At 49.4% G+C, this 24925-nt stretch carries 21 protein-coding genes, 14 tRNA genes and 1 rRNA gene; 6 read left to right on the forward strand and 30 right to left on the reverse strand.

Annotated features, from left to right (window positions below; genetic code table 11):
- Positions 1–112: 112 nt before the first annotated feature.
- The 3 genes from ACFORK_RS26425 to ACFORK_RS26435 all read right to left on the reverse strand — a co-directional run bounded on the left by ACFORK_RS26425 (position 113) and on the right by ACFORK_RS26435 (position 4651).
- A complete protein-coding gene (locus tag ACFORK_RS26425) occupies positions 113–1033 on the reverse strand; it encodes a polyprenyl synthetase family protein (protein ID WP_379204794.1) in 921 nt (306 codons plus the stop codon).
- A gap of 108 nt (positions 1034–1141) precedes the next feature.
- Positions 1142–2263 (reverse strand): hypothetical protein, encoded by a 1122-nt coding sequence (locus ACFORK_RS26430; protein ID WP_379204796.1) that lies wholly within the window; start codon positions 2261–2263, stop codon positions 1142–1144.
- A 357-nt stretch (positions 2264–2620) separates the two neighbouring features.
- Positions 2621–4651: a beta-galactosidase gene (locus tag ACFORK_RS26435; protein WP_379204798.1), complete on the reverse strand. Its 2031-nt coding sequence runs from the start codon at positions 4649–4651 to the stop codon at positions 2621–2623.
- Between the two features lie 118 nt (positions 4652–4769).
- On the opposite strand from ACFORK_RS26435, the gene ACFORK_RS26440 reads away from it, so the two are divergent.
- The gene (locus tag ACFORK_RS26440) at positions 4770–5603 is read left to right on the forward strand and encodes an AraC family transcriptional regulator (RefSeq protein ID WP_379204800.1); all 834 of its coding nucleotides are present in this window, start codon (positions 4770–4772) and stop codon (positions 5601–5603) included.
- A gap of 570 nt (positions 5604–6173) precedes the next feature.
- Here the strand turns inward: ACFORK_RS26440 and ACFORK_RS26445 are convergent.
- From ACFORK_RS26445 to ACFORK_RS26465, 5 genes are all read right to left on the reverse strand, one after another.
- On the reverse strand, positions 6174–6326 hold the full coding sequence (locus tag ACFORK_RS26445; protein WP_379204802.1) for a hypothetical protein: 153 nt from the start codon (positions 6324–6326) through the stop codon (positions 6174–6176).
- Positions 6287–7162, reverse strand: coding sequence for a radical SAM/SPASM domain-containing protein (locus tag ACFORK_RS26450; RefSeq protein WP_379204804.1), 876 nt, complete (start codon positions 7160–7162; stop codon positions 6287–6289). Before ACFORK_RS26450 ends, ACFORK_RS26445 begins: the two co-directional genes overlap by 40 nt.
- Positions 7163–7181: 19 nt before the next feature.
- A complete protein-coding gene (locus ACFORK_RS26455) occupies positions 7182–8168 on the reverse strand; it encodes a Gfo/Idh/MocA family protein (protein ID WP_379204807.1) in 987 nt (328 codons plus the stop codon).
- Positions 8169–8371: 203 nt separating this feature from the next.
- Positions 8372–9760 carry a threonine synthase gene (gene thrC / locus ACFORK_RS26460; RefSeq protein WP_379204809.1) on the reverse strand — a complete coding sequence of 463 codons (1389 nt, stop codon included), beginning with the start codon at positions 9758–9760 and terminating at the stop codon, positions 8372–8374.
- Positions 9761–9865: 105 nt separating this feature from the next.
- The gene (locus tag ACFORK_RS26465) at positions 9866–10369 is read right to left on the reverse strand and encodes a CYTH domain-containing protein (protein WP_379204811.1); all 504 of its coding nucleotides are present in this window, start codon (positions 10367–10369) and stop codon (positions 9866–9868) included.
- Positions 10370–10573: 204 nt separating this feature from the next.
- Here ACFORK_RS26465 and ACFORK_RS26470 point away from each other — a divergent pair, with 204 nt between their 5' ends.
- On the forward strand, positions 10574–11332 hold the full coding sequence (locus ACFORK_RS26470; protein WP_379204814.1) for a 3'-5' exonuclease: 759 nt from the start codon (positions 10574–10576) through the stop codon (positions 11330–11332).
- Between the two features lie 326 nt (positions 11333–11658).
- A complete protein-coding gene (locus ACFORK_RS26475; protein ID WP_379204816.1) occupies positions 11659–12414 on the forward strand; it encodes a MerR family transcriptional regulator in 756 nt (251 codons plus the stop codon).
- Positions 12415–12812: 398 nt separating this feature from the next.
- On the opposite strand, the gene aroD is transcribed toward ACFORK_RS26475, so the two are convergent.
- Both aroD and rbsK read right to left on the reverse strand, forming a co-directional pair.
- Positions 12813–13577, reverse strand: a complete 765-nt coding sequence (gene aroD, locus ACFORK_RS26480) for a type I 3-dehydroquinate dehydratase (RefSeq protein WP_379204818.1) — start codon at positions 13575–13577, stop codon at positions 12813–12815.
- A 26-nt stretch (positions 13578–13603) separates the two neighbouring features.
- Positions 13604–14539, reverse strand: a complete 936-nt coding sequence (rbsK, locus tag ACFORK_RS26485) for a ribokinase (protein WP_379204820.1) — start codon at positions 14537–14539, stop codon at positions 13604–13606.
- A 244-nt stretch (positions 14540–14783) separates the two neighbouring features.
- Between rbsK and glgP the strand changes: the two genes are divergently transcribed.
- Positions 14784–16397: an alpha-glucan family phosphorylase gene (gene glgP / locus ACFORK_RS26490; protein WP_379204822.1), complete on the forward strand. Its 1614-nt coding sequence runs from the start codon at positions 14784–14786 to the stop codon at positions 16395–16397.
- 31 nt (positions 16398–16428) lie between these two features.
- Here glgP and ACFORK_RS26495 read toward each other — a convergent pair whose 3' ends face one another.
- Positions 16429–17718 carry a GGDEF domain-containing protein gene (locus tag ACFORK_RS26495; RefSeq protein WP_379204824.1) on the reverse strand — a complete coding sequence of 430 codons (1290 nt, stop codon included), beginning with the start codon at positions 17716–17718 and terminating at the stop codon, positions 16429–16431.
- 248 nt (positions 17719–17966) lie between these two features.
- On the opposite strand from ACFORK_RS26495, the gene katA reads away from it, so the two are divergent.
- Positions 17967–19424 carry a catalase KatA gene (katA, locus tag ACFORK_RS26500; RefSeq protein ID WP_379204826.1) on the forward strand — a complete coding sequence of 486 codons (1458 nt, stop codon included), beginning with the start codon at positions 17967–17969 and terminating at the stop codon, positions 19422–19424.
- A gap of 245 nt (positions 19425–19669) precedes the next feature.
- On the opposite strand, the gene ACFORK_RS26505 is transcribed toward katA, so the two are convergent.
- Complete coding sequence (locus ACFORK_RS26505; RefSeq protein WP_379204828.1) at positions 19670–19864, reverse strand: sporulation protein Cse60; 195 nt, start codon at positions 19862–19864, stop codon at positions 19670–19672.
- A gap of 359 nt (positions 19865–20223) precedes the next feature.
- Here ACFORK_RS26505 and ACFORK_RS26510 point away from each other — a divergent pair, with 359 nt between their 5' ends.
- Entirely contained in the window at positions 20224–20679 is a 456-nt protein-coding gene (locus ACFORK_RS26510; RefSeq protein ID WP_379204830.1) for a GreA/GreB family elongation factor, read from the forward strand.
- A gap of 150 nt (positions 20680–20829) precedes the next feature.
- On the opposite strand, the gene ACFORK_RS26515 is transcribed toward ACFORK_RS26510, so the two are convergent.
- The 18 genes from ACFORK_RS26515 to rrf all read right to left on the reverse strand — a co-directional run.
- Positions 20830–21696 carry a hypothetical protein gene (locus ACFORK_RS26515; protein ID WP_379204832.1) on the reverse strand — a complete coding sequence of 289 codons (867 nt, stop codon included), beginning with the start codon at positions 21694–21696 and terminating at the stop codon, positions 20830–20832.
- An 85-nt stretch (positions 21697–21781) separates the two neighbouring features.
- Positions 21782–22732, reverse strand: a complete 951-nt coding sequence (locus tag ACFORK_RS26520) for a helix-turn-helix transcriptional regulator (protein ID WP_379204835.1) — start codon at positions 22730–22732, stop codon at positions 21782–21784.
- Between the two features lie 178 nt (positions 22733–22910).
- Positions 22911–23375 carry a YdeI/OmpD-associated family protein gene (locus ACFORK_RS26525; RefSeq protein WP_379204837.1) on the reverse strand — a complete coding sequence of 155 codons (465 nt, stop codon included), beginning with the start codon at positions 23373–23375 and terminating at the stop codon, positions 22911–22913.
- A gap of 102 nt (positions 23376–23477) precedes the next feature.
- Positions 23478–23548: transfer RNA gene (locus ACFORK_RS26530), tRNA-Gly, on the reverse strand.
- A 12-nt stretch (positions 23549–23560) separates the two neighbouring features.
- Positions 23561–23634: transfer RNA gene (locus ACFORK_RS26535), tRNA-Pro, on the reverse strand.
- Positions 23635–23653: 19 nt separating this feature from the next.
- Positions 23654–23730: transfer RNA gene (locus ACFORK_RS26540), tRNA-Arg, on the reverse strand.
- Positions 23731–23738: 8 nt separating this feature from the next.
- Positions 23739–23813: transfer RNA gene (locus ACFORK_RS26545), tRNA-Gly, on the reverse strand.
- 7 nt (positions 23814–23820) lie between these two features.
- A tRNA-Leu gene (locus ACFORK_RS26550) sits at positions 23821–23904 on the reverse strand.
- A 13-nt stretch (positions 23905–23917) separates the two neighbouring features.
- Positions 23918–23993: transfer RNA gene (locus ACFORK_RS26555), tRNA-Lys, on the reverse strand.
- 5 nt (positions 23994–23998) lie between these two features.
- A tRNA-Gln gene (locus ACFORK_RS26560) sits at positions 23999–24073 on the reverse strand.
- 34 nt (positions 24074–24107) lie between these two features.
- Positions 24108–24185 (reverse strand) — tRNA-Asp (locus ACFORK_RS26565).
- Positions 24186–24189: 4 nt separating this feature from the next.
- A tRNA-Met gene (locus ACFORK_RS26570) sits at positions 24190–24266 on the reverse strand.
- Between the two features lie 41 nt (positions 24267–24307).
- Positions 24308–24383, reverse strand: a tRNA-Val gene (locus ACFORK_RS26575).
- 7 nt (positions 24384–24390) lie between these two features.
- Positions 24391–24462: transfer RNA gene (locus ACFORK_RS26580), tRNA-Glu, on the reverse strand.
- A gap of 61 nt (positions 24463–24523) precedes the next feature.
- A tRNA-Ser gene (locus ACFORK_RS26585) sits at positions 24524–24613 on the reverse strand.
- 3 nt (positions 24614–24616) lie between these two features.
- Positions 24617–24692 (reverse strand) — tRNA-Asn (locus ACFORK_RS26590).
- A gap of 3 nt (positions 24693–24695) precedes the next feature.
- A tRNA-Ile gene (locus ACFORK_RS26595) sits at positions 24696–24772 on the reverse strand.
- Positions 24773–24828: 56 nt separating this feature from the next.
- Positions 24829–24925: ribosomal RNA gene (rrf, locus tag ACFORK_RS26600) — 5S ribosomal RNA — on the reverse strand; the annotation flags it as partial.

Raw genomic sequence — 24925 nt, forward strand, 5'->3', positions numbered from 1 at the left:
TAGGATAGTAGATTACACTTTCTGAACCCAATATATCAGGTCTAACCCTATCCTCAAACGACAACCTGTCCCGTATTTCCCGCAAACCTCTTTGCGGTCTGCGTTACTTGGACTATTCCGCCGCAGCAATCAGTGCCTGTTTCCATGGCGACTCCAGCCCCATGCTGTCCAGAATCTCGCGAAAATGATAATAAGAGGACCGCTCCCGGAAGGAAGCGTACATGGATGTTCCGGTACGTTCCACAATGGCGGCAAATTCCTCACTTCGATGCAGAATATCGCTGAGCTCCAGACGGCCTTCAAAGTAATCAGCCACCCAACGTTCATCCTCCTGGTTGATAGAGGAGAGCAAGAACAACAGCGGAAGTGTTCTTTTGCGCTGCAGAAAATCACTTTTATGATCCCAGTTCAGCAAGTCCCGGAAATCATTCTTAATCTGTGCCGAAACGCCTATTTCCATTGCGTATTCCTCTACATGAGGAGAAACGTCGCCCGTTGCCAGGATCACGCCGATCATACAAGCACAGACTAAAAGTGCCGCCGATTTTTGCTTGACCATAGTGAAGTACTCTTCCTCTGTGGAGATCGTGTTCAGCAGATCCAGCGTCTGTCCGTTCGTTGCTGTTATCACCTGGCGGCTCAGGTACGCTGCGGCTTTATGAATATGTTCAGCGGGGAAACGGCAGTGCAGAAGTGTCTCATGAGAGAGCGTCAGAAAAGCAATCGCAAGATTTAGAGCAATATTCTTCGGCAAATCATTCCATGGCATAGCCTTGTGGTCATCGTCCTGAATATCGTCAATAATATCTAGTGCCAGGATCATGAATTCCACCGCAGCCGCCGCGCGGTATATATCATCCCCACAGCCGCCGAACATCCGGTAATGAAGCAGCGTCATTCGGCCACACATTAACGATTCTGTTACTTTCACCTTTACGGAGGCTAATGCTGCCTCGTACAGGTAGTCTTCAGCAAAACTGCGTAGTACCTGGGCTTCCATCTCTTCTGCCAGCTTCATTGCACCATCTTCCACGATATCCCCCCGCATCGGAATGCATAGTATATAATCTCTATTTTATCTGATATAGGATTTTTATTCCATAGTTTTACTTATAAGTAAATTAATCTTCCTTAGTAGGGATTAGTGAACCATTCGCTCATTCGTTTCACCGTTCATAAGAACCGCGCTGAGCTCCTGGTACGCCTCCCGCCAGCTTAAAGACAAACCTTGCTCCACAGTCTCCGCAATCAGCCCTGAAATTAGCTGCTTCCGGACAGCAGATACCTGAAGAAGCGACATTAGTGAATACAGGATGGAGTCGATCATCCGGTAGATGATAAACCCTTTGTCGTCGCAATGCTTCTGGAAATCCGCCAGGGAATGAAAAATGAGGTGAAAGTCATTAAGCGCATCATAACGCTGAATGAAGTCACTATCCTCCAGCAGCTTCTGTAGGGTTATCTCCCCGTTCTCGAACGCCTGATTAAGAATCGTAAGCAGGCAGTCTATGAAGATTTGCATCCTACCAAATATAAATTCACGTTCATATTTCCCTTCGGCAAAGCGCTGCAGACCCACTTGAATAAACTGCTGCTCCTCCTCAGTCCGATGGAACAGATGCTCCCAGGCATTCCATTCCAAGCCGTTCTGTCTGCCGGACAGCTCCATCTGGCCTTTGATATATTCCAGATTGGCGCGCAGTGACAAGTATCCGTATCTCAGTCCTCCCGCAGATCGATTGACATTAATCAAAAAGATTTTAGCGCATTCAATATTTTGCCGTTCCTCGGACAGGGCTGCCCATGTATCAAAAAGATCTACTAGCAGCTGGCTTTTGAGCAGTTCAATCTCATAATTCATCCGCAAGCTGCCGATGGCGTTCCTATGGTGGAACTCTACTTCTTCCTCCACAGTCACTTCGCCATCCATGCGCAGCGGGAGGTAATTACCGGTGTAATTCTCCAACTCGGCTTGTTTGTGCAGGATGTTCTCGTAATTATCGTATTCAGTCTGCAGTCTGGGCCGACTGTAGCGCTCCGCCAGACGGCGTATAACCGCCTCAATCCCGTTGTCCGCTTCCGCGGTGGGAAAGCTTATTTTCATATGGAACCCATTGGTCCAGCTTCTCCGAAAAATCACATTCATCAATCTTCTAGCTTGAACAAACCGGATCACACCCTGCATCAGAAAAGCAGTAGCCTCGTTATCGTATAAATAGCAGTTGATCGTACGCACCTGCGTACCGCTGCCCTCTCCACTCATCAATCATACAACTCCCGTCGCTTCTGTGATCATTGTCCCAACAAACCGTACCCGCTTACCTTAACACAGCTGTGGTATGTCCTCACCGAATATGTGATGTAGGAAAACCACATACTTTTTGCGGGGCTGAGGAGAACACGCAGGTCGTGATATAAATTTGGGATACCACACAAGCGGCTCTCCTTGGGGCTAAATCCACATAAAAAAGCGGGGAGTACTCAATTGATGGATACTCCCCACGCTTCATTTCAACATAATCAGACCAAAATCAGAGTTAACCCCCACTATTCGCAAAAAAAACGGCTTCATAGATTGCGGTAATCCGCATCCATGAAGCCGCCCTTGTATAAATCTATCTTACTTCTTGTCAGACAGGATCAGCACACCATGTGCCGGAATTGCTGCCGTACCGCTAACTTTGTTGCCAGTCAGCAGGTCTGTACGCTCAGTGGAACCAATGTCGGCGCTCAATTCGCCATTTGTATGGTTCAGCAGGAACAGATAGGATACGCCATTTTTCACCCGTTGTACGGATTCGATTCCTGCTGGTGCTTTCACCAGCGGAAGAATGTTCTGCTCCGCGCACAGGTTGCCCAGGAATCCGCGCAGGAATGCTGCATCCGGGCTGGTAGCGACATAATACGCCTTACCTTCACCAAAGGTGTTGGCAGTCAAGACTGGCATACCTTGGTAGAAGTCAGTGCCATAACGAGCCAGTACCTCTGCACCCTCCGAGTGGATCAGATCGCAGAGCAGATTGCATTTGTACGAACCACTCAGCTCGCCCCAGCTCTTCTCCATCACAATCTCATTACTCATTTCAGGCAGCAGAGAGTCGATCTCTTCAGCCCAAATCCCAAGCAGATTGCGCAGTTCACCCGGATATCCGCCCAAGGTAACAATGTCGTTCTCGTTGACGATTCCGCTGAAGTAGGTGGTCACGAACGTGCCGCCTGCCCTCACGAAAGCTTCGATCTTCTCTTTTACACCCGGTTTAAGCATGTACAACACCGGAGCAATGATCACTTTATATTTGGAGAAATCTTCTTTTAGACCGATCATATCGGCTTCGATGTTTTCTTGATACAGTGCGTCATAATACTTGTGAATTTCATTGACATAATCCAAGCCTACGGAAGGCCCACTGGACAATTCAACCGCCCAGCGGTTTTCCCAATCGTACAGAATACCGACCTTAGCTTCGCCGCGCGCATCCAGCAGTTCATCGCCCAGTAGCTGAAGCTCTCTGCCCAGCTCTGCAGTCTCGCGGAAGACACGGGTGTGCTCATGACCTACGTGCTCAATTACTGCACCATGGTACTTCTCACATGCACCGACAGAACGGCGAAGCTGGAAGAACAGCACAGTGTCCGCGCCGTGAGCTACTGCTTGATAGCTCCACAAGCGCATTACGCCCGGGCGCTTCAAGGAGTTGTACGCCTGCCAGTTCTGCTGGCTTGGCGTCTGCTCCATCAGCATGAACGGTTGTCCACTCTTTAGTCCACGCATCAGATCATGCGACATTGCAGTAAAGCTAACCGGAGTATCCAATGCAGGATAGTTGTCCCAAGAGATTACATCCAGATGCTCAGCCCAATCGAAGTAGTTCAGCCCTGGATAGAAGCCCATCAGGTTCGTAGTGATCTGCACATTCGGACAATGCTTTTTAATCGCATTGTATTCAAGCAAATAGCATTCCAGATGTGCGTCATTCATGAATCTGCGGAAATCAAGGGAGAGGCCCTGGAAGTTCGTATTATTGCCATCCCATTCTTCACTCAGCTCGCTAGGGAGAACAATCTCATCCCAGTCGTAGAATGTATGTCCCCAGAAACGAGTATTCCACACCTTGTTCACCACATCAAGGGAGCCGTAACGCTTCTTCAACCACACACGGAAAGCAGCCGCAGATTGCTCTGAATAATCGTAGTTGCTAATCTCATTGTTGATATGCCAAGCGACTAGTGCTGGGTGATCTTTGTAGCGCTCTGCCAGCTTGCTTGCTAGACGTTCAGCAAATTTACGATAGATAGGGCTATTCATATTAGAATTATGGCGTCCGCCGAATTTACGCTTTCTACCCTTCACATCGACTTGAGTTACTTCAGGGTATTTGCGTGCCATCCAAGCCGGATGCGCAGCCGTGGATGTTGCAAGACAGACATACGTACCACTCTTATAGAGACGATCCATTTGGGCATCGAGGAAAGAGAAATCATACGTATCTTCATCGGGTTGAAGCATAGCCCAAGAGAATACATTTATTGTTGCAACATCAATGCCAGCCAGTTTGAACATACGCTCATCTTCGGCCCATGTCGGGGCGTCCCACTGCTCAGGGTTATAGTCACCGCCGTACCAAATCTTCGGCAATTTATCGTTGATCATGCTTGGCACATCCTTTATAGTATAATTATATATTTATTGTAAACGGTTAATCACTCCCTTTAAATATAAAATTTCTGACCATCAGTATAATAATATAGAACTGAAGGAGGTGGATGCTTTGACAGCAACCACACACCGCAGAATTGTATTCGCCCCCGAGGGGGGACAGCATTTGCCAGTCTCGCTGGACAGCATGGGCCACTATCCGGATCAGGAGAAAATATCTCGTCCCGACGGCTACCATACCTACCACTGGATTCAGACTTCGCAGGGTGAAGGGGTCATTCATTTTGACAATAAAACACTCTCGTTGACCGAAGGAAGCGGCGTCCTGCTGCTCCCTCATGTGCCTCATAGCTACGAGGCGGTATCTGCCAGCTGGCATACCTATTATTTGACATTCAGCGGTAATTCTATTCGGCACATTCTGGAGGCACTCGGAATGGAGGATAACGCTTTTTATCGCTGGGAGAGTGAAGCCCCTCTCTCATATATGCTGGAAGAGATGCTGGACCGTCATGACGCGGGCGGCGATATGTTCGGACTTGAGGCCTCCAGCGACGCCTACCGTTTTCTCCTGACGCTGAGCAAATACGGGCAGCTTCATAACAACACCACCATTTCCCGCAATCTGGACAAGCTGCAGCCTCTGCTAAAATGGATGAATATCCACTATGGCAACCCGGATATCGGACTGCTAGAGCTGTCCACCCAGCTTGGAGTGTCCGGCCGTTACCTTAACAGCCTGTTCCTCCAAACTTTCGGACTGTCGCCTTATGCCTATTTTGTCCGGCTACGCATCCGCAAGAGCAAGGAGATGCTTCTTAGTGAGCGCCAGCTGACCGTCAAAACAATTTCACAGCGGGTCGGCTTCCGCGATGTCAGCCATTTTGTAGCAACCTTCCGCAAGCAGTCAGGTACGACCCCTGATCAATTCCGCAAGCTGCACTGATACCGTTCAGTGCAGTTTTTTTTGGCGTTACATTGTATTAAATATCCTGAATAGTGACTGAAGGATGCTTTAAAACTCGCACTCTCTCCAGCACATCTTCTATGAGCGCGGTATACGCCGACAAGGTAAAGTAATCCAACTGCTTATGCACTTCATAGATTTCGGGAGTCCAAGTATGGGTTGGGTTGGGTGATATTGAAGATTAAGGGTAAATTTGCACCTTATTTTAACCCAGAAATGGTTTTTAACGCATTTAAGTGCATAATTGTATGTTAAATCATCCTATTTTTCTCAAAATGCCTTCAATCTCAAAATTAGGGTACAAAAATGCTCTTAATTCCCTAAAAACCGCTATATACCTGAATTTAACATACAATTTTGCCTCTATTTTAAATTTTCAATCCTCTGACTGAATTAGACTATGAAGTATGAAAGTAGACACGGAAAATCCAGCCCAAGATAACTGAATAAATATCCTTAACACGACACAAGCCCACTCCAGCCTCAAACTTGAAAAGTAAAACCGGTGATCCAAATTGCCGTGCACTTTGGATCATCAAACACAACACATTATGCTGCCGCTCTCCAGCCGGCGGCACCCGCAAACCGCACACCAAAAAGCAGGCAGCTCCCCTCTTCCCAAGGGGAGCTGCCTGCTTCTCTAATGCCCGCATCCCGGGCATTCAGGTGCCGAAGCGCTGGCGATAGCCGCACTTTCGGCATAGTTCCTCCACGGCTTCCCTGCGGGAGAAGCCATAGTACAGATTGTTGGCGCGCTCGCCTTCAACAATCTGGGAGAATGGAGTCTCGTGCAGATTGCCGAGATTGATTACCCCTTCACCGTCGAGACAGCAAGGAACGACGGTGCCATCCACTAGCACAGCGGCCTGAGACCGCAGTGCGTGGCAGAAGCCCTTGCCGTCATCCTCCGGCTCGTGAAGAGCGGGCCACCTGAACTCGTGATCCTGGTTCAGGTAGATACGCGGCGCAATCTTCACGCCGCTGCCGGGCATAACCTTTTCCTCAATCTTGAAATCAAGGTCAAACGCCTCTTCCAGCAAAGAAAGCGTCTCCCGATTGCGGCTCCGCTCCAGGTTCGTCATATTATCCTCGGTCAGATTCCACAACCGGAAGGAGATCAGCACCCCGAGCTCCGCTGCCTGTTTAGCAAAATCGATAATCTCCGACACATAGCCCTCGCGGTTCTCCGAGCCTTCATGCCCGTCGAAGCTGTGTAGCGAGAAATTCATCTGCCGCAGCGCAGGTTTACCCAGAATTTTCGGCCCGGCTTTATGAATCAGCGTTCCGTTGGTCGTAATGTTGACCTTGAATCCTTTGGTATCCGCAATATCCAGCAGCTCTGCAACACGAGGGTGCAGCAGCGGCTCGCCTTTGACATGCAAATAAATATGATTGGTATGTGGTTTGATCTCGTCGAGAATCTTGGTGAACGTGTCCGGCTTCATGAAATTTTTCTGCCGGGCCGTTTGCGGGCAAAAGCTGCAGGCGAGGTTGCAGACACTTGTTATCTCGATGTATACCTTCTTAAATGTCTTCAATCCTGGCCCTCCGTTCCTTTCATAGATCTGAAGCATACCGGAGTCCGATCTGTGCTCTGGCTTCCTCCATAATTTCAGATACCGCTAGCGAATTGGCATGGCTGTTGATACTGCTCTCCCGTTCACCGTTCTTGAGCAGTTGGATGAACTCCTCAACTTCATAATACATGGACTCAAACACCTGCGGCTGGGTCAATTCCTCTACCGTTCCGTCGCGGTAATGGACTTTCACCTGATAAGGCTGATTGATCTTATCTATAACCATCGTACCGTTCTCACCCTGAATCTCGGCGGGGAGATAGGAATCTGCAATCTTCGAATGCATTACGACAGCATCCATATCGTCATAGCGCATCACGATACTTCCTTCACCATCCACACCTGAGGACAGCAGTACACCCACCGCCTGCACAGACTCCGGTTTGCCAAACAACGCCACCATCGGATACAAACAATAGATGCCTAGATCCATTAGAGATCCATTGGAATAGATAGGATTGAATGCGTTTAGAACCGTCCCCTGACGGAAAGCATCATATCTCGACGAGTATTGACAATAGCTTGCAAAATAACGGCGAATACGCCCGATTTTATACAGATTCTCCTTAACAATTCTAAAGTTCGGCATAAAGGTCGATTTCATCGCCTCCATGAACAGCACGTTGTTGCTGCGCGCCGCCTCAATAACTGCTCGAAGCTCTGCACTGTTGGAAGCAGCAGGCTTCTCGCACAGGACGTGCTTACCGTGATTGAGACAGATAACCGCCTGCTCCGCATGCATCGAATTGGGACTGGCAATGTACACCGCATCCACTTCTTTGCTGGATACCATCGCCTCCAGATCAGTGTAAATCGTCGCCCCCGCATATTTGGCCGCAAATGCCTCGCCTTTCTCCTGCGTACGAGAATACACCGCTGTCAGAAGAAATTCCTCGTTCTCCAAGCCGGCTTGAACAAAGCGGTCTGTAATCCAGTTGGTCCCTATGACCCCAAATCGAATTGTCATGATGTGATCCCGTCCTTTTTTATTCTACTGACTCTATATGCTATTTTCTCACTCCATGATAGGTATGTCTACTTTTCCGGACATTTTTCCGACAAATTTTACGTTTATTTGACCTTCTATTCACACAGTAGGTGCCACCGCACGAAAGAATGGACTCCGCATCTACTGATACGAAGCCCATTCTGATGTATACCTTCATTCATTTATTCGTAAAAGGCCTGAAGCTCACGGATAATAACTTCCTTGTCATGCTCTACCACCGTCTGATGCTGTGGCATTTCGAAGAGCGCGGCGATCGGTGCCGGGAATTCCTGCTTGATGTCAATCAGTTGAATCGCTTCATCGAACTTCGCCGGATGTGCCGTCGCAAAAGTAATTGCAGTCTCGCCAGCTCCGTTAAACGCCTCATATGCCGCAATACCACAGGCCGTATGCGGATCGAGCAGATAGTCATACTCCTGCTTGTACTTGCCAATCGTATCGAGACACTGCTGATTCTTCGCGCCAAGTGCATTAAAGTCAGCTTGCACCTGTGCCAAAAGCTCACCGTCTACCGTGATTTTGCCTTCACTTTGCAGCTTGGACATATAACTGGACAGTTTCTCAGCATCCTCGCCTAACAGATAATACAGATAGCGCTCGAAATTGCTCGCAACCTGAATATCCATGGAAGGACTGTACGTGCTCTGGAAGTTCCCCGGTTTGTACTCTCCGGTATTCACAAAACGCTCCAGAATGTTGTTCTCATTCGTTGCGATAATTAACTTGTTGATCGGCAGACCCATTTGCTTCGCCAGGTATCCGGAGAAAATATTACCGAAGTTACCAGATGGTACGCTGATGTTAATCTTCTTCTCGGCACTGCCTTCCACATGCAGATAAGCATAGAAGTAATATACGGTCTGCGCCAGGATGCGCACAAAGTTAATGGAGTTAATCGCCCGTAGGTGGTAGCGACCCTTGAAGTCAAGATCGGCGAACAAATCCTTGATGACCTTCTGACAATCGTCGAAGTTACCATGTACGGACAAATTCAGCACATTGCTATCATCCACTGTCGTCATTTGCAGCTCCTGAACCTTGCTCACTTTGCCGTGCGGGTGCAGGATACAAATCTTGATGCCTTCCTTACCGCGTACGCCCTGAATCGCCGCTGCACCGGTATCGCCCGAAGTGGCTCCGAGGATATGGATAATCTCGCCACGCTTGCGGGAGATGTAGGAATACAGCTCACCCATAAATTGAAGCGCCACATCCTTGAACGCAAAGGTAGGACCGTGGAACAGCTCCAGCACATACAGGGAATCATTCACCTGATGCAGCGGAGTCACCTCCGGTGAACGGAAAGTGGAATAGCTGGTGGCTACCAGTTCTTTTAAATCCTCATATGGGATCTCGTCGTTCGTGTACAGGGAAAAAATCTTCAGGAACAGCTCCTGGTAGCTGAGGCTTCTCCATTCCTCCAGCGTAGCCGCGGATACGGCCGGAATCTGTTCGGGAACCATAAGTCCTCCGTCGTCCCCAAGTCCCATCAAGACTGTATCGATAAAGCCCTTAGGCTCCACATGGCCTCTTGTGCTTATATACTTCATGCTCATCCTCCTGAACCCCTATTTATTTACCCTATAGTAACACGTTTACGCGCTAAAGTCCGTTATTTTGTATTCTAATTGTTGAAAAGAGGCTTGGCATCCGGTTTAGCGGAATGCCTTGTTCTGTAGTTCCTTCCAGACCGTCTTATTGCTGTACTGCCGCTCGGTACTAACATCCTTGCCGAACCAGTCTGGCGCCTGAAAGCCCTCTGCTTCCTCCAGCGAATCGAATTCAACCTCCAGCACAGCCAGCTCCAGCTGGGTGTACACATCAATCTCTACCGTAACCCCATTCCAGAGCGCGGTAATACGCTCCTTGACGAGCGGGATCGCCCGAACAGCTTCAACCATCTGGGTGTACAAGCCTTCCGAGATACGGTATTCGATTTCTTCGCGCTGGATGCCTTTACCATCCTTGAACGTATGGGTGTAAAATACCTCTCCCGTGTCCAAATCCGTAATCTTGCGCACTCGCAGCTCCTGGCCTCCGTCAATCGCCAGATATGTCTGGTCGATGCTATGCCGGGTCACAATCTTCAGTTCTCCTTGCTCAATCCGTTGCTCCGGGTATTCCGGCAGCAGAAATTTACGTTCAATCTCCTGGCCCATGATGTCTCTCTCCTTCTGGTCTTTAGCTACTCTATATTATTAATCATCATAGGGGCGAGGCATACGCAAGTCAATCCGCAGAAGGGCATCAATAAAAAAACCTGCATGGTTCAGCAGATTTCCCGTTGTCCCTCTTTTTTTGTTAGAATAGAAGGGTCGGCGCATAGATTATAGCGTCAGTCAAGGAAACGGAGGCAAGTACCTGTGGATTATATTATTCTGGACATCGAATTCAACGGCCGCAAGTTTGCGAGTGAGCATCCGATGGAGGTCATTGAGATTGGTGCTGTCCGGCTAGACTCTTCATTGCAGTATAAGGATGAATTCTCATCCCTGATTAAACCTATATATTTCTCAACCCTTAATTCTTTCATCAAGAAAAAAACAGGTATTCCGCAAGAGGATATTGATGTTGCAGCACGTTTCCCCAAGGTCATCACCGCCTTCAAGGCGTGGCTGGACCAGAGCACGGACGGCGTACTGCTGCTCACCTGGGGCGGAGAGGATATGAAGCGGATTATTCAGGATATCCGTATGCACAAAATGGACGAAGCCTATTGGATGGCTGCCACCTATTTTGATCTGCTGAAGGGCTTGCTGCGCGCCCGGGGCTTAACCAACGATATCAGTGTTGAAGGCGCGATGGCGCTGCTCGGCCTAGAAGCTTCCGGTTCTGCACACCGGGCGCTTGATGATGCCCGAATGACATCTGAGATTTTCCGTGCGGTGTTCAGCGAACTGGACTTCGAACGGGCACAACATTACGTGGACACCTTCTCCAACGCGAGGGAGCGCAAAACTGTCAAGATCGCCATCAAGGCAATGACCTCACAAAAGGTCGTCCCGACCTGGGAACTCGTGGAGGAGCACTACTTCTCCGACAAGAATACCCTTACTGATCCCCGCAAGCTGGCGGAGCTGAAGGCATATTTCGAGGCACAGGTAGGCAACGTTAAGAAGTAGTCCTTCTGGTCTTCTTTTCCTCTGATTAAGATTAAGCAGCAACAACATGATAACGGCGGCAGTTTCCTGACAGTGATTCCATTCGGTAATCCTGCGGGATAACGCCGCTGTTTTGCATTCCTTTCGTTATTCAGGCGATGAATCATTCATGCCATCAATTATTTCCTCATTCTCAAATTTTCCTTATGAAAAACTGTTTGACATTGCCGCTACGTCAAGGTGTACATTAATTTCAAGCTTAAGCTGACGAAAGATAAAGGATGTTCGAAGCGGCCGCCGGACAGCCTGATGAGTAACGTTTTGGAGGGATTACTACGGAATACACAGTGCAAAAGCTGGGGACACTCGCCGGAATCAGTACAAGAACATTGCGGTATTACGATGAGTTCGGGATTCTGAAGCCGGCAAGAATCAACTCTTCCGGATACCGTATATATGGCCAGGTTGAGGTGGACCGGCTGCAGCAGATTCTTTTTTACCGGGAGCTGGGCCTAAGCCTTGAACGGATTAAAGAGCTGGTGACAGCACCGTCCTTCGACGGGGCGAGAGCACTGCAGGAACACCGCGACAAGCTGCTGCAAAAAAGAGAACAACTGGACCTATTGATCGCCAATGTCGAGAAGACTCTCGCGCAAACGGAGGGGAGAATAATGATGAGTAACGAGGAGAAATTCGAAGGCTTCAAACAAAAGCTGGTTGAGGATAACGAGCAGACCTACGGGCAGGAAGCACGTGCGAAATATGGTGATGAGGCCATTGACCGCTCCAACCGGAAACTGAAGGGCATGACCGAGGAACAATACACCGCCATTCAGCAGCTGGAAAAAGAAATGTTGGAGTTATTGGAAGAGGCTATGGTGCAGGGTGACCCAGCCAGTGTATCCGCTCAGAAAGCAGCCGATCTGCACCGCCAGTGGCTCTACTTCTACTGGGACAATTATTCCAAGGAGGCCCATGCCGGAGTCGCGCAAATGTATGTGGATGATGAACGCTTCACTGCATACTATGATAAGCATCGTCCCGGTCTGGCTGCATTCCTGCGAGATGTCGTACACATCTACACAGGTACAGAGCAAGCGTAATCACAGACATCGCGCTGAACGCCAAGAGCGGCACCGGAATATCCCGGTGCCGCTCTTTTTGCTGCTCAGCCTGCGTCTTCACGTTAGCAGACTTTGTGTACAATGCAGGGCAAGCATCGCCCCTTTTCAAAGCCCGTTCCCAACCCACTAGAAACTACGATGCAGCAGGCTTTGTTTGCTCGTGCTGCTCCGCGACAGCGATTTGTTCATGGGCCACGATACGTGTTACTCTCACTAGGCCTTCTCCAACCTTGTAAGCCCAGTTTCACATAAGCACAGCTCCATGCATTCTGGTGTTCCATCAGTCAGCAGCACATCCATCTGTAGCCTATTGATTGCGGTGCAACCTAATATGGAGCGTCATCCTGAGGACCTTGGCAAGCATATTCACCTGCCGCCTACAGACTCCGGTGCAGCAGGTTCAGCGTGTCGCGCAGCTCCGCGACCGCGATCTGTCCCGGAGCCGATGGCTTGCGGGCCGCACCGAAGGTTACGGCGGAGCCGAATACTTCGCCGGCCAGACGGCTGATCACGCCAGAACCGGCCATCGACATCGTGATGATAGGTCGGTCTGCGTACGCTGTCTTCATCTCATGGGTAGCTTCCAGCAGGATCAGTACATCACCTGGTGACTGAGGCATCACCGCAATCTTAGGCAGATCGCCTCCCAGCTCCTGAGCTTTGCGAAGGCGGGCAATTATCTCTGCTTTAGGTGGTGTGGCGTGAAAATCATGATTAGAGAGAATCACGAACACTCCGCTGGCATGCGCAACTTCTACAAGCGCCCGCACATCATCTTCTTCGTTGAACAACTCGACATCTATGATGTCGGCCAGTCCACTTTCCGCGACTGCCTTGTTAAGCTGCACATACGCTTCCCGGCTGATCTCCTTCTCGCCGCCCTCCCGCGCACTGCGGAAGGTGAAAATCAGCGGGAGCTCAGGGATAACTGATCGGATGGCCTGCAGCGCTTCCTGAACCGCCACGGTATCCTCGACCCCCTCATAAAAATCCACGCGCCACTCTGCCAGATCCGGAGCCAGTAGCTTCAGCGCCTCGGCCTCCTGTTTCAGCTCGTCCACCGTCACCCCGACAAGCGGAACACAAATCTTGGGTACACCTTCGCCGATTACTACATTCTTCACTGTCAGTATGCTACTCATTGGTTCAGCTCCTTGTGTATCCAAATCTATTCCTGCTTCCCGGTTCCGGAGGCCGCTTGCAGAAATTTCTCTACCTCGGCCAGCCTCGGCAGTGAAGGAATCGCCCCTGGCTTACCTACAGCCAGGGCGCCTACCGCGTTGGCGAAGCTCAACGCTTCCGTGAGTCCCGCCCCACGGGTCAATTGCAGAGCCAATGCCCCGTTGAAAGAATCGCCGGCGGCTACGGTATCCACCGCCTGCACCGGGTATCCGGGAACATGCTCTGTTCCCGTCTCATTAACAATCAGTGCCCCTTTGGAACCAAGGGTCACGATTACGTTCTGCACGCCCTTCGCCAGCAGCTGGCGGGCGGCTTCAGCCGCGGTGTCCACACTGTCCACCGCGATCCCGGACAAGACGCCCGCCTCTGTCTCATTGGGCGTCAGATAGGTCACGTGGCTGAGCAGCTCATCGCTCAGCGGCCGTGCCGGGGCGGGATTCAGGATCACCGGAATCCCGTGGGCATGGGCAATGGCCGCGGCGCGCTCGCTCATGGCCATATCCATCTCAAGCTGCATGACGACGATCTCCGCTTGGCGGATTACATCCTCAAGCGCTTCAATGTCCCCTGCAGTAAGCTCAATATTCGCACCGGGAACCACGATAATCCGGTTCTCCCCGTCTTCCTCCAACACGATAGATGCAACCCCTGTCGCTTCCGTCTTACTGATGGAGATATGCTCTATATTTACTTGCTCCTGTCTCATAATCTCCCGCATTTCGTTGCCGAAGCCATCTTGGCCGACCCGGCCAATCATAGTCACCTCTCCGCCAAGGCGAGCTGCGGCAGCGGCCTGATTGGCCCCTTTTCCGCCAGGGGACAGACTGAAGCTTTGTCCGAATAACGTCTCTCCGGGTCCCGGAGCCCGTCCTGTACGAACAACCATATCCATATTTAAACTTCCAATTACCACGATACCCACGTAGACACCACCATTATTATTCTTATTCTCTTATTCCTTTATCTTATGGCCTACATCCCAGTTAATCAAACAATTCTCTACATTACGGTACAACTTTTCTTTGGTCCACTCCTGTAAAAAGACAAAATCATGATTACCCTATCGATAAAAGGGGAACATAATAAAGGGCCCTCTGCTGATACATTTTGTGCAGAGATGCTTAACAATAAGTTGTTCATTCCATTCCTGATTGGGAGGCTTAGCAGTGAACGAGAAGAAATTGCCGGTAGTCGCCTATTTCTGCATGGAGTACGGCCTTCATTCCGATTTCAAGCTGTACGCAGGCGGACTGGGCATTCTGGCAGGTGACTATATTAAAGGTGCTAAAGATATAGGTGTTCCCCTCATTCCCATCGGACTGAAGTGGAAGCAAGGCTATACGGATCAAAGGATAGGTAGAGACGGTAAACCCTACGATGCTTATCACAATTATAACTATGATTTTCTTGAAGATACTGGCGTTAAGGTGACAGTCAAGATTCGGAAGACCGATGTGGTATGCAAAGTGTGGAAGACCGATCATTTTGGCAACAACCCGTTATATCTGTTGGACACCGATGTTCCGGAGAATATGGATGCATGGATTACTGGGCAGCTATATGGCTGGTTTGGTGAGGAGCGGATCGCTCAGGAGATGGTGCTTGGTATTGGCGGGGTAAAGGCCCTGCGTGCCCTTGGCATAGCGGTCGATGTCTATCATTTCAATGAAGGCCATGCGGCCTTGGCTGCTACCGAGCTGATTCGCGAGAAAATGTCTGGGGGACACACCTTCGAGGAAGCCTGGAGAGCCACCCGGGAAGAGGTAGTCTTCACTACTCACACCCCGATCAAGGAAGGTAACGAAGCACATCCACTGGACCGACTTGAGTATATGTGCGGCTTCAACGGCTTGACTCGTGATCAGATGGAACGGATCGGCGGTGAGCCTTTTAACATGACTGTAGCCGGGTTACGGCTTGCGCGGATTTCAAACGGAGTGGCAGAGCTACATGCTGCAACGGCCAATAAAATGTGGAAGACCGTCGCGGGTAGATCGGAGATTATCCCCATTACAAATGCCATTCATACCCCAACCTGGGTGGACGAACGGATCATCAAAGCTTATGAAAAAGACAGCGATTTATGGGCCGTTCATAAGGAGCTCAAGGGCGAACTGCTCGATTTTATTGCTGAACGCGCCGGGATCACCCTGAACCCTGATGACCTGCTGATTGGGTTCTCACGCCGGGCTGCCCCTTACAAGCGCAGTGATCTGATCTTTTCCAATCCCAAGCTAATTGAGCCATACCTGGAGAGCGGCCGCATCCAGATCGTCTTCTCCGGTAAAGCGCATCCGCTGGATGATGTCGGCAAGCAAATCATCAGCAATTTGGTGGCGATGATGAAGAAATATCCGAAAAGTGTTGTTTTCCTCGAAAACTACGATATGACTATCGGTGCAATGCTAACTCGCGGCTCCGACATCTGGCTCAACAATCCTCGAAGACCGCTGGAAGCCAGCGGAACCTCTGGAATGAAAGCTGCGATGAACGGAGTGCTGAATTGCTCCATATTGGATGGCTGGTGGCCTGAGGCCTGCATCGACGGTGAAAATGGCTGGAAGATCGGCGATACCTTCGAGACCGGTGACCTGGAATTTCAGAATCAGCACGACAGCGACGCGTTATATGATACCCTTTTGAACAGAGTCGTTCCAACCTACTATGAGAATCGCAGCAAATGGGTGCAGATGATGAAGAAGAGTATAGAAACTACAATTACTGCCTTCTCCACCAAGCGTATGCTGGAAGAATACTATAACAAAATGTATATCAAATAAGCCGCACGAACCCAATCGCATCTTACACCATCTAGACTTCCCAGTCTTCGGACCTGTTCCCGTCCACCCACTGTGGGCGGGTTTTTGGCATATGCATACGGACTACGCTGTTCCGTCCCCCTGCTTTGGCCGCGTACAATGCCTCATCTGCAATCTTCATCAGTTCGGCAAACTGGTCATTATTGCGGACTCTGCCTGTCGTTGTTCCTAGACTGCCTGTTACAAATCCGCCCGTGACGGAAAATTCGTGAGTGATCTTCATCCCACTGATCTGCGCACGGATTCTTTCCGCAATTTCCGCGATCTCTTCCCTGCCGGTATGAAAAGCCGCAAAGACGAACTCTTCTCCCCCTAGTCGTGCAGCGATATCTTCAGGCCCTCTGGACGCCGCATGAATGACCCCAGCGATGCTTTTGATCACCTTATCGCCTTCCGCATGACCGTAATTGTCATTGAACTGCTTGAAATAATCAATATCCAGCATGATCAGAGACACCTCTGTATCCGGAGTGTCCTGACTGCTGAGCATCGTCTGCACCTGCTGATCGAAGGCACGGCGATTGGGAATCCCTGTTAGCTCATCGACGAGCGACAGCTTCAACAGTTCTTCGTTCGCTCGTTCCAGCTCCCGGTGTACCCTCAGGTTTTCTTGTATTTCCTGCTCCAGCCTGGCATTACTTTGCCCTAGCAGAACCTTGCTATAGAAATTGCGACAATAGGTCACAAACAGAATCCGGGAGGCAATCCATGAGAAGAATACGAAAATGCCCAGATTCACATAATGACCAACCAGCACCTCGCCTGAAGATTGATAGAATGGCAACCCCGCCGCCAATAATAATGTCGAAACACCATATAACAGCAGAATAGTCTTATTGTTAAAGTAGAAAATTACCGAGATACTCATCAGGTTCACGACAAAAGCCATCAACTGGCCATAGAGCCTCTGATCTACCAAAGTGACAATAGTTCCCCACACCACGAATATAATGGAGTAAAGAAGAAAGGCCCCTTGATATCTCCGGAATTGCTCAGGTGAATACGTCTTGTCAGGATCATATTTTCTAGCAGCAAGCAAAAAACAGATGTTCATAATAATCATCAGCATATACATAACAAAATAAAAGCTGAAGTGAAAGCTCTCATGTGCGCTCGACAGAGAGGCCGTCACATCGGCAACTGTGAGCGCGGTTTCCAGACCGATGATGATTCTGGCGAACAACAACCCTCGCGCAATATTTTCCGCAAACATCTGATTCTGTAGCTGCTTCTTTTCCTTGGCAGTTAACTCGAACGGTAGCCTGATCAACCTACTCAGCATGTTAATCTCCCTTTGCCGGGGAAGAACCCCCGGTAATCTACTGATAACGGCTTATAGTATCCTTTATCTTCTAATGGTAGTACATCACAAATACATATTCTATGCAAATTGTGTACCTCCCCTCTTACTCTATTTATAAATATTTCTTATTTAAAATTAATATAAAAAAGGATTGCATTTTCCCTGTAACTTGTTAATATAGAACTTATACTAAATCTAAAATCAAATCCCATGAGGTGATTCTATTTATGAGTTCCAACCCTAATAACCTTACGACTAGCTGGGGCGCGCCGGTAGGCGACAACCAGAATTCCATGACCGCCGGCTCCCGTGGTCCTAGCCTATTGCAGGATGTCCACCTGCTCGAGAAACTCGCGCATTTTAACCGGGAACGGATTCCCGAGCGTGTCGTGCATGCCAAAGGTGCCGGAGCCCATGGATACTTTGAAGTCACACAAGATTTATCGCAATATACGAAAGCTAACTTCCTGTCCGAGGTGGGCAAGCGCACACCGATGTTCATCCGTTTTTCCACCGTTGCTGGTGAATCCGGCTCGTCTGATACGGTCCGTGATCCGCGCGGCTTTGCCGTGAAGTTCTATACCGAGGAAGGTAACTACGACCTTGTCGGCAACAACACGCCTGTCTTTTTCATTCGCGATGCCATTAAGTTCCCGGACTTTATTCATACACAGAAGCGTCATCCGCAGACCCATCTGAAGAATCCGAACGCCGTCTGGGATTTCTGGTCTCTATCACCTGAGTCACTGCATCAAGTCACTATTCTGATGTCCGACCGGGGCATTCCCGCTACACTGAGACATATGCACGGCTTCGGAAGCCATACCTTCAAATGGGTGAATGCAGAAGGTGCTGTTGTCTGGGTGAAATATCATTTCAAAACAGAGCAAGGCGTGAAGAACCTGGATGTGAAACTGGCTGCTCAGCTCGCCGCTGATAACCCGGATTACCATACCGAGGATTTGTTCAATGCCATTGCTGCTGGTGACTTCCCTGCTTGGAGACTGTATGTACAAATTATGCCGGAGAAGGATGCCGACACCTACCGCTTCGATCCGTTCGACGTGACCAAGGTTTGGTCGCAGAAGGACTATCCCCTGATTGAAGTGGGCCGCATGGTGCTGGACCGCAATCCGGAGAACTATTTTGCAGAGGTAGAGCAGGCGACCTTCTCCCCTGGTTCGTTCGTGCCTGGCATTGAGGCTTCCCCCGATAAAATGCTGCAGGGCCGCCTGTTCGCCTATGCCGATGCTCATCGTTACCGGGTAGGCGCCAATCATAACAGTCTGCCGATCAACCAGCCCAAGGCGGAAGTGCGAAATTATCAGCGCGATGGGGCTATGAACCACGGCACTAACGGCGGAGGATCTGTTTATTACGAGCCTAACAGCTATAGTGGTCCTACTGAATCACCAGCAGCTAAACCAACACCGTTTGAAGTGTCCGATCAGGCAGACAGCGTCGCTTACGACCATAATGATCATTACACCCAGCCCGGCGATTTGTACCGTCTGCTTAGCGAAGAAGAACGTACCCGTCTCGTTCAAAACATTGTCGGTGCCATGACCCCGGTTGACCGGGAAGACATCAAGCTCCGCCAGATCGGACATTTCTATAAAGCTGATCCTGAATTCGGGCAGCGCATTGCCGCAGGATTGGGCTTAGAGGTGCCAGATAGCGTGTAAGATGATCCTGTTCTACAAGAGCAGTTTATTATAGAAGAGAACAATGGAGTTCCCCTATCACTCAATTTGTGATACTCCAATCCCCCCCTTTAATCCTTATATAAAATAAAAGGACCTCGCCTCCACTCTGCAGTGGGGTTCGAGGTCCTTTTATGTGTTACTAACGGATAAATCCAAAATAAATTACTACGAGCATAATAGCAATGGTTGATATTGCAGAAATGCAGGTGAAAAAGAGGTTCCAGCTATTGTTTCTCATTCGTCTTGTATACGATTAGGATTGTCGATCTCTGGTGTTCCGTACCGCCGCGTGAAGCCTTGACTACAGATCCGTAACATATATTCACTACCTGTTCTTCTTGCAGTCCCGCTAAAAATTCATTCGCTTTGTTCTCCGCATAAGAATTGTCCGTATCCACGAACTCCTTGACTTGAATCATCCCAATCTCTCCTTTGTAAGATTATTCATTTCCATTTTCTCAGCTTCTACCTGAGCCCCTAGAATGCACATGACGCATCACTCCTAAGGTAACATTTAATGTAAACTATTCGCAAACGTAGAGTAAGGCACTCCGCAGCTACACGCAGAATGCCTTTACTTGAGCTAAGCTTAGCATTCCCCCTGCAAAGAGTCAACGGGATGGATTGGATTTACAGTTGGCAGCTGTTATACTGTGGTGAAGGCCCCGAATGATGCGGGGTCTCTATTCGTATAGACTAATGCAGGAGGGATTCAGTATGGCGAGGCTTTATATTTTATCTACAAGAAACGTGATGCTTAGAGGGGGGGAAATCTACTATGAACCATAGTCTTCTCTATCAGGGCTCACGGACGCAACTCGTTGGGCAGCTTCTGTATTTTGACGAGGAAAAGCTCGGCTTCCTGAATCAATATTTCCCTGATCGAAGCAAGCAAAGAATCGAGGCTGAGGAGCTTTTGGCTCGTTATTGTGCCACACTGGAGCAACTACTCGCTGAATTTAGCGAAGAAGGACTGAACTCTGTGGTCCTGATTGGCAGCCAGTTGACTCTGCGATATCTTGATGATGGCGAAACCGATATCTACACCATCGTGTTCCCCAATCAAGCGGAGCCAAGTGACAGTAAGGTCTCCATGCTCTCGCCTGTTGGCCTGCAGCTACTGCTGGCGGAGGTGGGTAGTACACGGCGGCTGCAAGTCCCTTCGGGTGAGTTGGAAGTCGTCGTTGAGAGCATCAAATTTGTGAATAGCGGCGAAGTAGGACAGTTTATTTAACCCCTTTTCCAAGATGCTTGGCCTCCAAAAACATTGGCTAAATGTTAACAAGAGGCCTCTTTGTTGTCCTGGACAAGAAGAGGCCTCTTTGGGGCTAAGCTATAGAATTAAGTAAACATTCATTGACCTGTCTCTAACTCTAACAAGCGATCAAAAGAGCAGATCGATAAGTTCCTTGTCTACAACTACTCTATTCAGTAGCTCTGTTCCTGCCTTCGTATTATTCACCAAAGCATCCACCAATTGTTTTTGTTCGGTGGTGAGCTGTATGTAATCGGCCGGAAGCTCGCGGCATTTCAACAACATGCCCAGTAGGGCATCGGTGGTACGCGCGCTAAGTTCCAAGATGTCCAGAATGTCCTTACGCGTCGCTTTTACCGTGCTGACATACCGGCTTATTTTAACAGTCTCCATATTAGCTCGCTCAGCGAGCACCTTATTGTTCCTATACCTCAGAAGGACGGTGTTCAGAATAGCACCGCAGCCTGTAGGATTAGCTAGTCCCAATAATGGGGTCCCAAAGTTCCCTGCAGTAGTTCCTTTTCTTTCGATAGTCTGTGCCCCACTCCTGTGCCGAGGTAGCTCTGCATGGGTAGACCTTGTACTAGTACGTGTTGGGATTGTTCTGCCAGAATCAACTGTACGGATCGCAGTCGCAATGGCCAGCACTGCTGTTGGGCCAAGAGAAGCGACACCCCTACCGACCACAATATTCGCGGCTGTCAGCTCGCTAGAGCTGTGACTTGTATTGCTAATCGTCATTTCCATTGTTTTCAGCAGACCGTAGAACTTTTTAGCCTCGATCTTGATTACCTTCAACTCCGTGTTTAGGGCTACTGATTTGTTACTCATGTTATTGACGAAATCCCATGCTTCATCGATAATCGTCTGGAGTCTCCTACGTTTGTCCAGCAACCGCTTCGCATCCTTGATAAGGCCTTGCTTCTCTATTTCATAAGTGGCTTGCACCCTCTTCATATTCCCAATGGCTTCTTCCCGCTGACCTTTGCTGAACACAGGTAAGCCCCCTCATGAGCAGTAATAGATGTAATCAAGCAATCTCTCTATGGATGAAGTATACCTAAAATTTGGATAATTATCACTACCGATAAAGATTCCTCCACTGCTCCAGTTGCAGCTTCAACTGCTCTCTAGCAGATGATGGCTCCAGAATCTCGGCATTCGGTCCGTATTGGAGAATCCATTTCATAAACTCCTTCTCGTTGTTAACAGTAACTTCAAAGAGCAAACTACCATTCTGCTCATCCCTCATCCGCGGGTGTACGAATAACTCTTCCTCTTTGATATACCGGGCCACCTCTGGAGAAAAACGAACTTTGAAATTCGTATTTTTGTTCCCGCGATCAATCGACCATGTATTTTTCAAATATTGCTTAATGTTGAAGCCGCCCTTGTCAAAATACTCTGCCGTGATTTCCACCTGCTGAAATCGGCTGATTCGGAAGGTACGAATAGCCTTCTTCAGATGGCAATGGCCGATAAGGTAAAAGCGCTGATCGCGCGGGATCAAATAATACGGGTCTATCTCCCGCTCGGTTATCGCATTACGACTCTGCGAATGATATACAGCACGAATGCTTCGTTGCTCCAGAATCGCTTCAATAATAGGCTGTAAAAAACTTTTGCTCTCCTTGCGATAAGCAGGCGTCCCCATCTGGATAATATCGGCTATATTTTCAAGGATACCGTTCTGCCTGGACTTCTCCTTTAAATGCGTCCCCATAACCTTAGCATAACCAGTATGAAAACCTTGGGGGATATTATCCTGATTCAGGACAGATGGCAGTAGGGAGAACGCCAGCGCCTCTTCTTCGGAGAAATCCAATGGGTACATGAAAAACTTGCCCATAAACTTATAGCCAGTCCCCCTTCCTTCATTTGTTATGGGTGCGATGTGGCTCAGCAGCTCCAGATCCCGGTAGATTGTCCGGAGGTTCACATCACATTTAAACGCCAGATCGGAGGCAGTGATTCCCGGGTTGGACTGAACGGCATTGATAATTTTAAAAATACGAATTACTTTGTCTGTCATTATGTATGCATTGCTCCTTTGTTGCTATGTTACAAAGCCATCCATCTGCAAAATGAATATAGCGGCCTTACCAGTCTTTACGCTGCCATCGTATATCCGTTCCATTGCATAATAAAAAACACGGAGAGTAAAAGCCTCCGTGTTGCGTGTTTGAATGAAGCTATGTTTTGCCAAACCATTATTTCAATCTAAGTCCTTCGGCCAGCTTGCCCACTGATTTTTCAATTCGGGCTGCCCGTGTCTCCGGGCGTTTCGCCCCCTCAATCCAAGCGACATACTCTTTCTGGTAAGAATACGCCAGACTATCATAATAATCTCTAGCTTGTTCATTGGTGCTGAGGGCAGCTACAAAGTCATCTGGCAGCAATACCTCTCGTGACGCGGAATCTTCTTCCATCTTCACACTAACGGTGTCGCCTGGGCCCGCCTTTGCCAGAGTCCGCAGTTCCTTGTTGACTACCATAAAGTGACGTCCATCCCCATGCGGCATCAGTGTCCCTCTATAGGGTACCCTGTTAATTGTTCCTTTTACCTGGACACGAGATTTCGTTCCGAAAATCTCCTCTACCGCCAAGGGTACGTTAAAATATGTCCAACTCCCGGTCGCCTCCGGTCTAATCAATCTTGCCGTGAACTCGTACATGGGCAGTCCCCCTTAATGGTACTACTTATTCTATTGTACCATCTGGGGTGGACCAAACAAAAAAAGACACCCGCCCGGAATGGGCAAGTGCCTCTTGTTATAAGCGGGTGATGGGAATCGAACCCACGCTATCAGCTTGGAAGGCTGAAGTTCTACCATTGAACTACACCCGCACAGATATAAAATCGGGATGACACGATTTGAACATGCGACCCCCTGGTCCCAAACCAGGTGCTCTACCAAGCTGAGCTACATCCCGACAATATAGTTTAATAAAATGGCGCGCCCTGAGAGATTCGAACTCCCGACCTTTTGATTCGTAGTCAAACGCTCTATCCAGCTGAGCTAAGGGCGCAAAAATTATGGAGCGGACGACGGGAATCGAACCCGCGACCCTCGCCTTGGCAAGGCGATGCTCTACCGCTGAGCCACGTCCGCAAATAAGTGGTGCGCGTGAAGGGACTTGAACCCCCACGTCGTGAAACGCCAGATCCTAAGTCTGGTGCGTCTGCCATTCCGCCACACGCGCAAACTTGTAAAAATGGTGAGCCATGAAGGACTCGAACCTTCGACACCCTGATTAAAAGTCAGGTGCTCTACCAACTGAGCTAATGGCTCATAAATGGCTGGGGATATAGGATTCGAACCTATGCGTGACGGAGTCAAAGTCCGTTGCCTTACCGCTTGGCTAATCCCCAACGTTCATGAATGGTAATTATAACTTGTAAAGAATGGCGGAACCGACGGGATTCGAACCCGCGATCTCCTGCGTGACAGGCAGGCATGTTAGGCCAACTACACCACGGTTCCAGATTGGTTGCGGGGGCAGGATTTGAACCTGCGGCCTTCGGGTTATGAGCCCGACGAGCTACCGGGCTGCTCCACCCCGCGTCAGTAAAATCATATTCTCTTGTCCTCCAAAGGAGGTTACATGGTGGAGGCTGAGGGGATCGAACCCCCGACCCTCTGCTTGTAAGGCAGATGCTCTCCCAGCTGAGCTAAGCCTCCATAAATATGACCCGTAGGGGATTCGAACCCCTGTTACCTCCGTGAAAGGGAGGTGTCTTAACCCCTTGACCAACGGGCCATGCTACAAATCTAATCAATAAACATTGTATCGCTTGTCCACTAAAAACAAAACTTTCGAACGGAGAGAGAGGGATTCGAACCCTCGAGACGCTTGTGGCGCCTACACGATTTCCAATCGTGCTCCTTCGGCCAAACTCGGACACCTCTCCAAATGGCTCCCCGAACAGGACTCGAACCTGTGACAACTCGATTAACAGTCGAGTGCTCTACCAACTGAGCTATCAGGGAAAATGGTGGGCCTTAGTGGACTCGAACCACCGACCTCACCCTTATCAGGGGTGCGCTCTAACCAGCTGAGCTAAAGGCCCTTTTTACTACATATGTAGTCATTGCGGCAAAAAATAACCACGGGTTTGTGGTTTCCGCTTGGCGGCGTCCTACTCTCCCAGGACCCTTCGGTCCAAGTACCATCGGCGCTGGAGGGCTTAACGGTCGTGTTCGGGATGGGTACGCGTGGAACC

The organism is Paenibacillus sp. GCM10012306, assembly GCF_042649265.1.
Lineage (GTDB): Bacteria > Bacillota > Bacilli > Paenibacillales > Paenibacillaceae > Paenibacillus_AQ.

What these genes read in the sequence shown, in the direction of transcription:
- ACFORK_RS26430 (WP_379204796.1), bottom strand. Translation starts at nt 2,263, where the DNA reads ATGAGTGGAGAGGGCAGCGGTACGCAGGTGCGTACGATCAACTGCTAT.
- ACFORK_RS26435 (WP_379204798.1), bottom strand. Translation starts at nt 4,651, where the DNA reads ATGATCAACGATAAATTGCCGAAGATTTGGTACGGCGGTGACTATAAC.
- ACFORK_RS26445 (WP_379204802.1), bottom strand. Translation starts at nt 6,326, where the DNA reads ATGCCGAAAGTGCGGCTATCGCCAGCGCTTCGGCACCTGAATGCCCGG.
- ACFORK_RS26455 (WP_379204807.1), bottom strand. Translation starts at nt 8,168, where the DNA reads ATGACAATTCGATTTGGGGTCATAGGGACCAACTGGATTACAGACCGC.
- thrC (WP_379204809.1), bottom strand. Translation starts at nt 9,760, where the DNA reads ATGAAGTATATAAGCACAAGAGGCCATGTGGAGCCTAAGGGCTTTATC.
- ACFORK_RS26465 (WP_379204811.1), bottom strand. Translation starts at nt 10,369, where the DNA reads ATGGGCCAGGAGATTGAACGTAAATTTCTGCTGCCGGAATACCCGGAG.
- aroD (WP_379204818.1), bottom strand. Translation starts at nt 13,577, where the DNA reads ATGAGTAGCATACTGACAGTGAAGAATGTAGTAATCGGCGAAGGTGTA.
- ACFORK_RS26495 (WP_379204824.1), bottom strand. Translation starts at nt 17,718, where the DNA reads ATGCTGAGTAGGTTGATCAGGCTACCGTTCGAGTTAACTGCCAAGGAA.
- katA (WP_379204826.1), top strand. Translation starts at nt 17,967, where the DNA reads ATGAGTTCCAACCCTAATAACCTTACGACTAGCTGGGGCGCGCCGGTA.
- ACFORK_RS26505 (WP_379204828.1), bottom strand. Translation starts at nt 19,864, where the DNA reads ATGATTCAAGTCAAGGAGTTCGTGGATACGGACAATTCTTATGCGGAG.
- ACFORK_RS26510 (WP_379204830.1), top strand. Translation starts at nt 20,224, where the DNA reads ATGAACCATAGTCTTCTCTATCAGGGCTCACGGACGCAACTCGTTGGG.
- ACFORK_RS26520 (WP_379204835.1), bottom strand. Translation starts at nt 22,732, where the DNA reads ATGACAGACAAAGTAATTCGTATTTTTAAAATTATCAATGCCGTTCAG.
- ACFORK_RS26525 (WP_379204837.1), bottom strand. Translation starts at nt 23,375, where the DNA reads ATGTACGAGTTCACGGCAAGATTGATTAGACCGGAGGCGACCGGGAGT.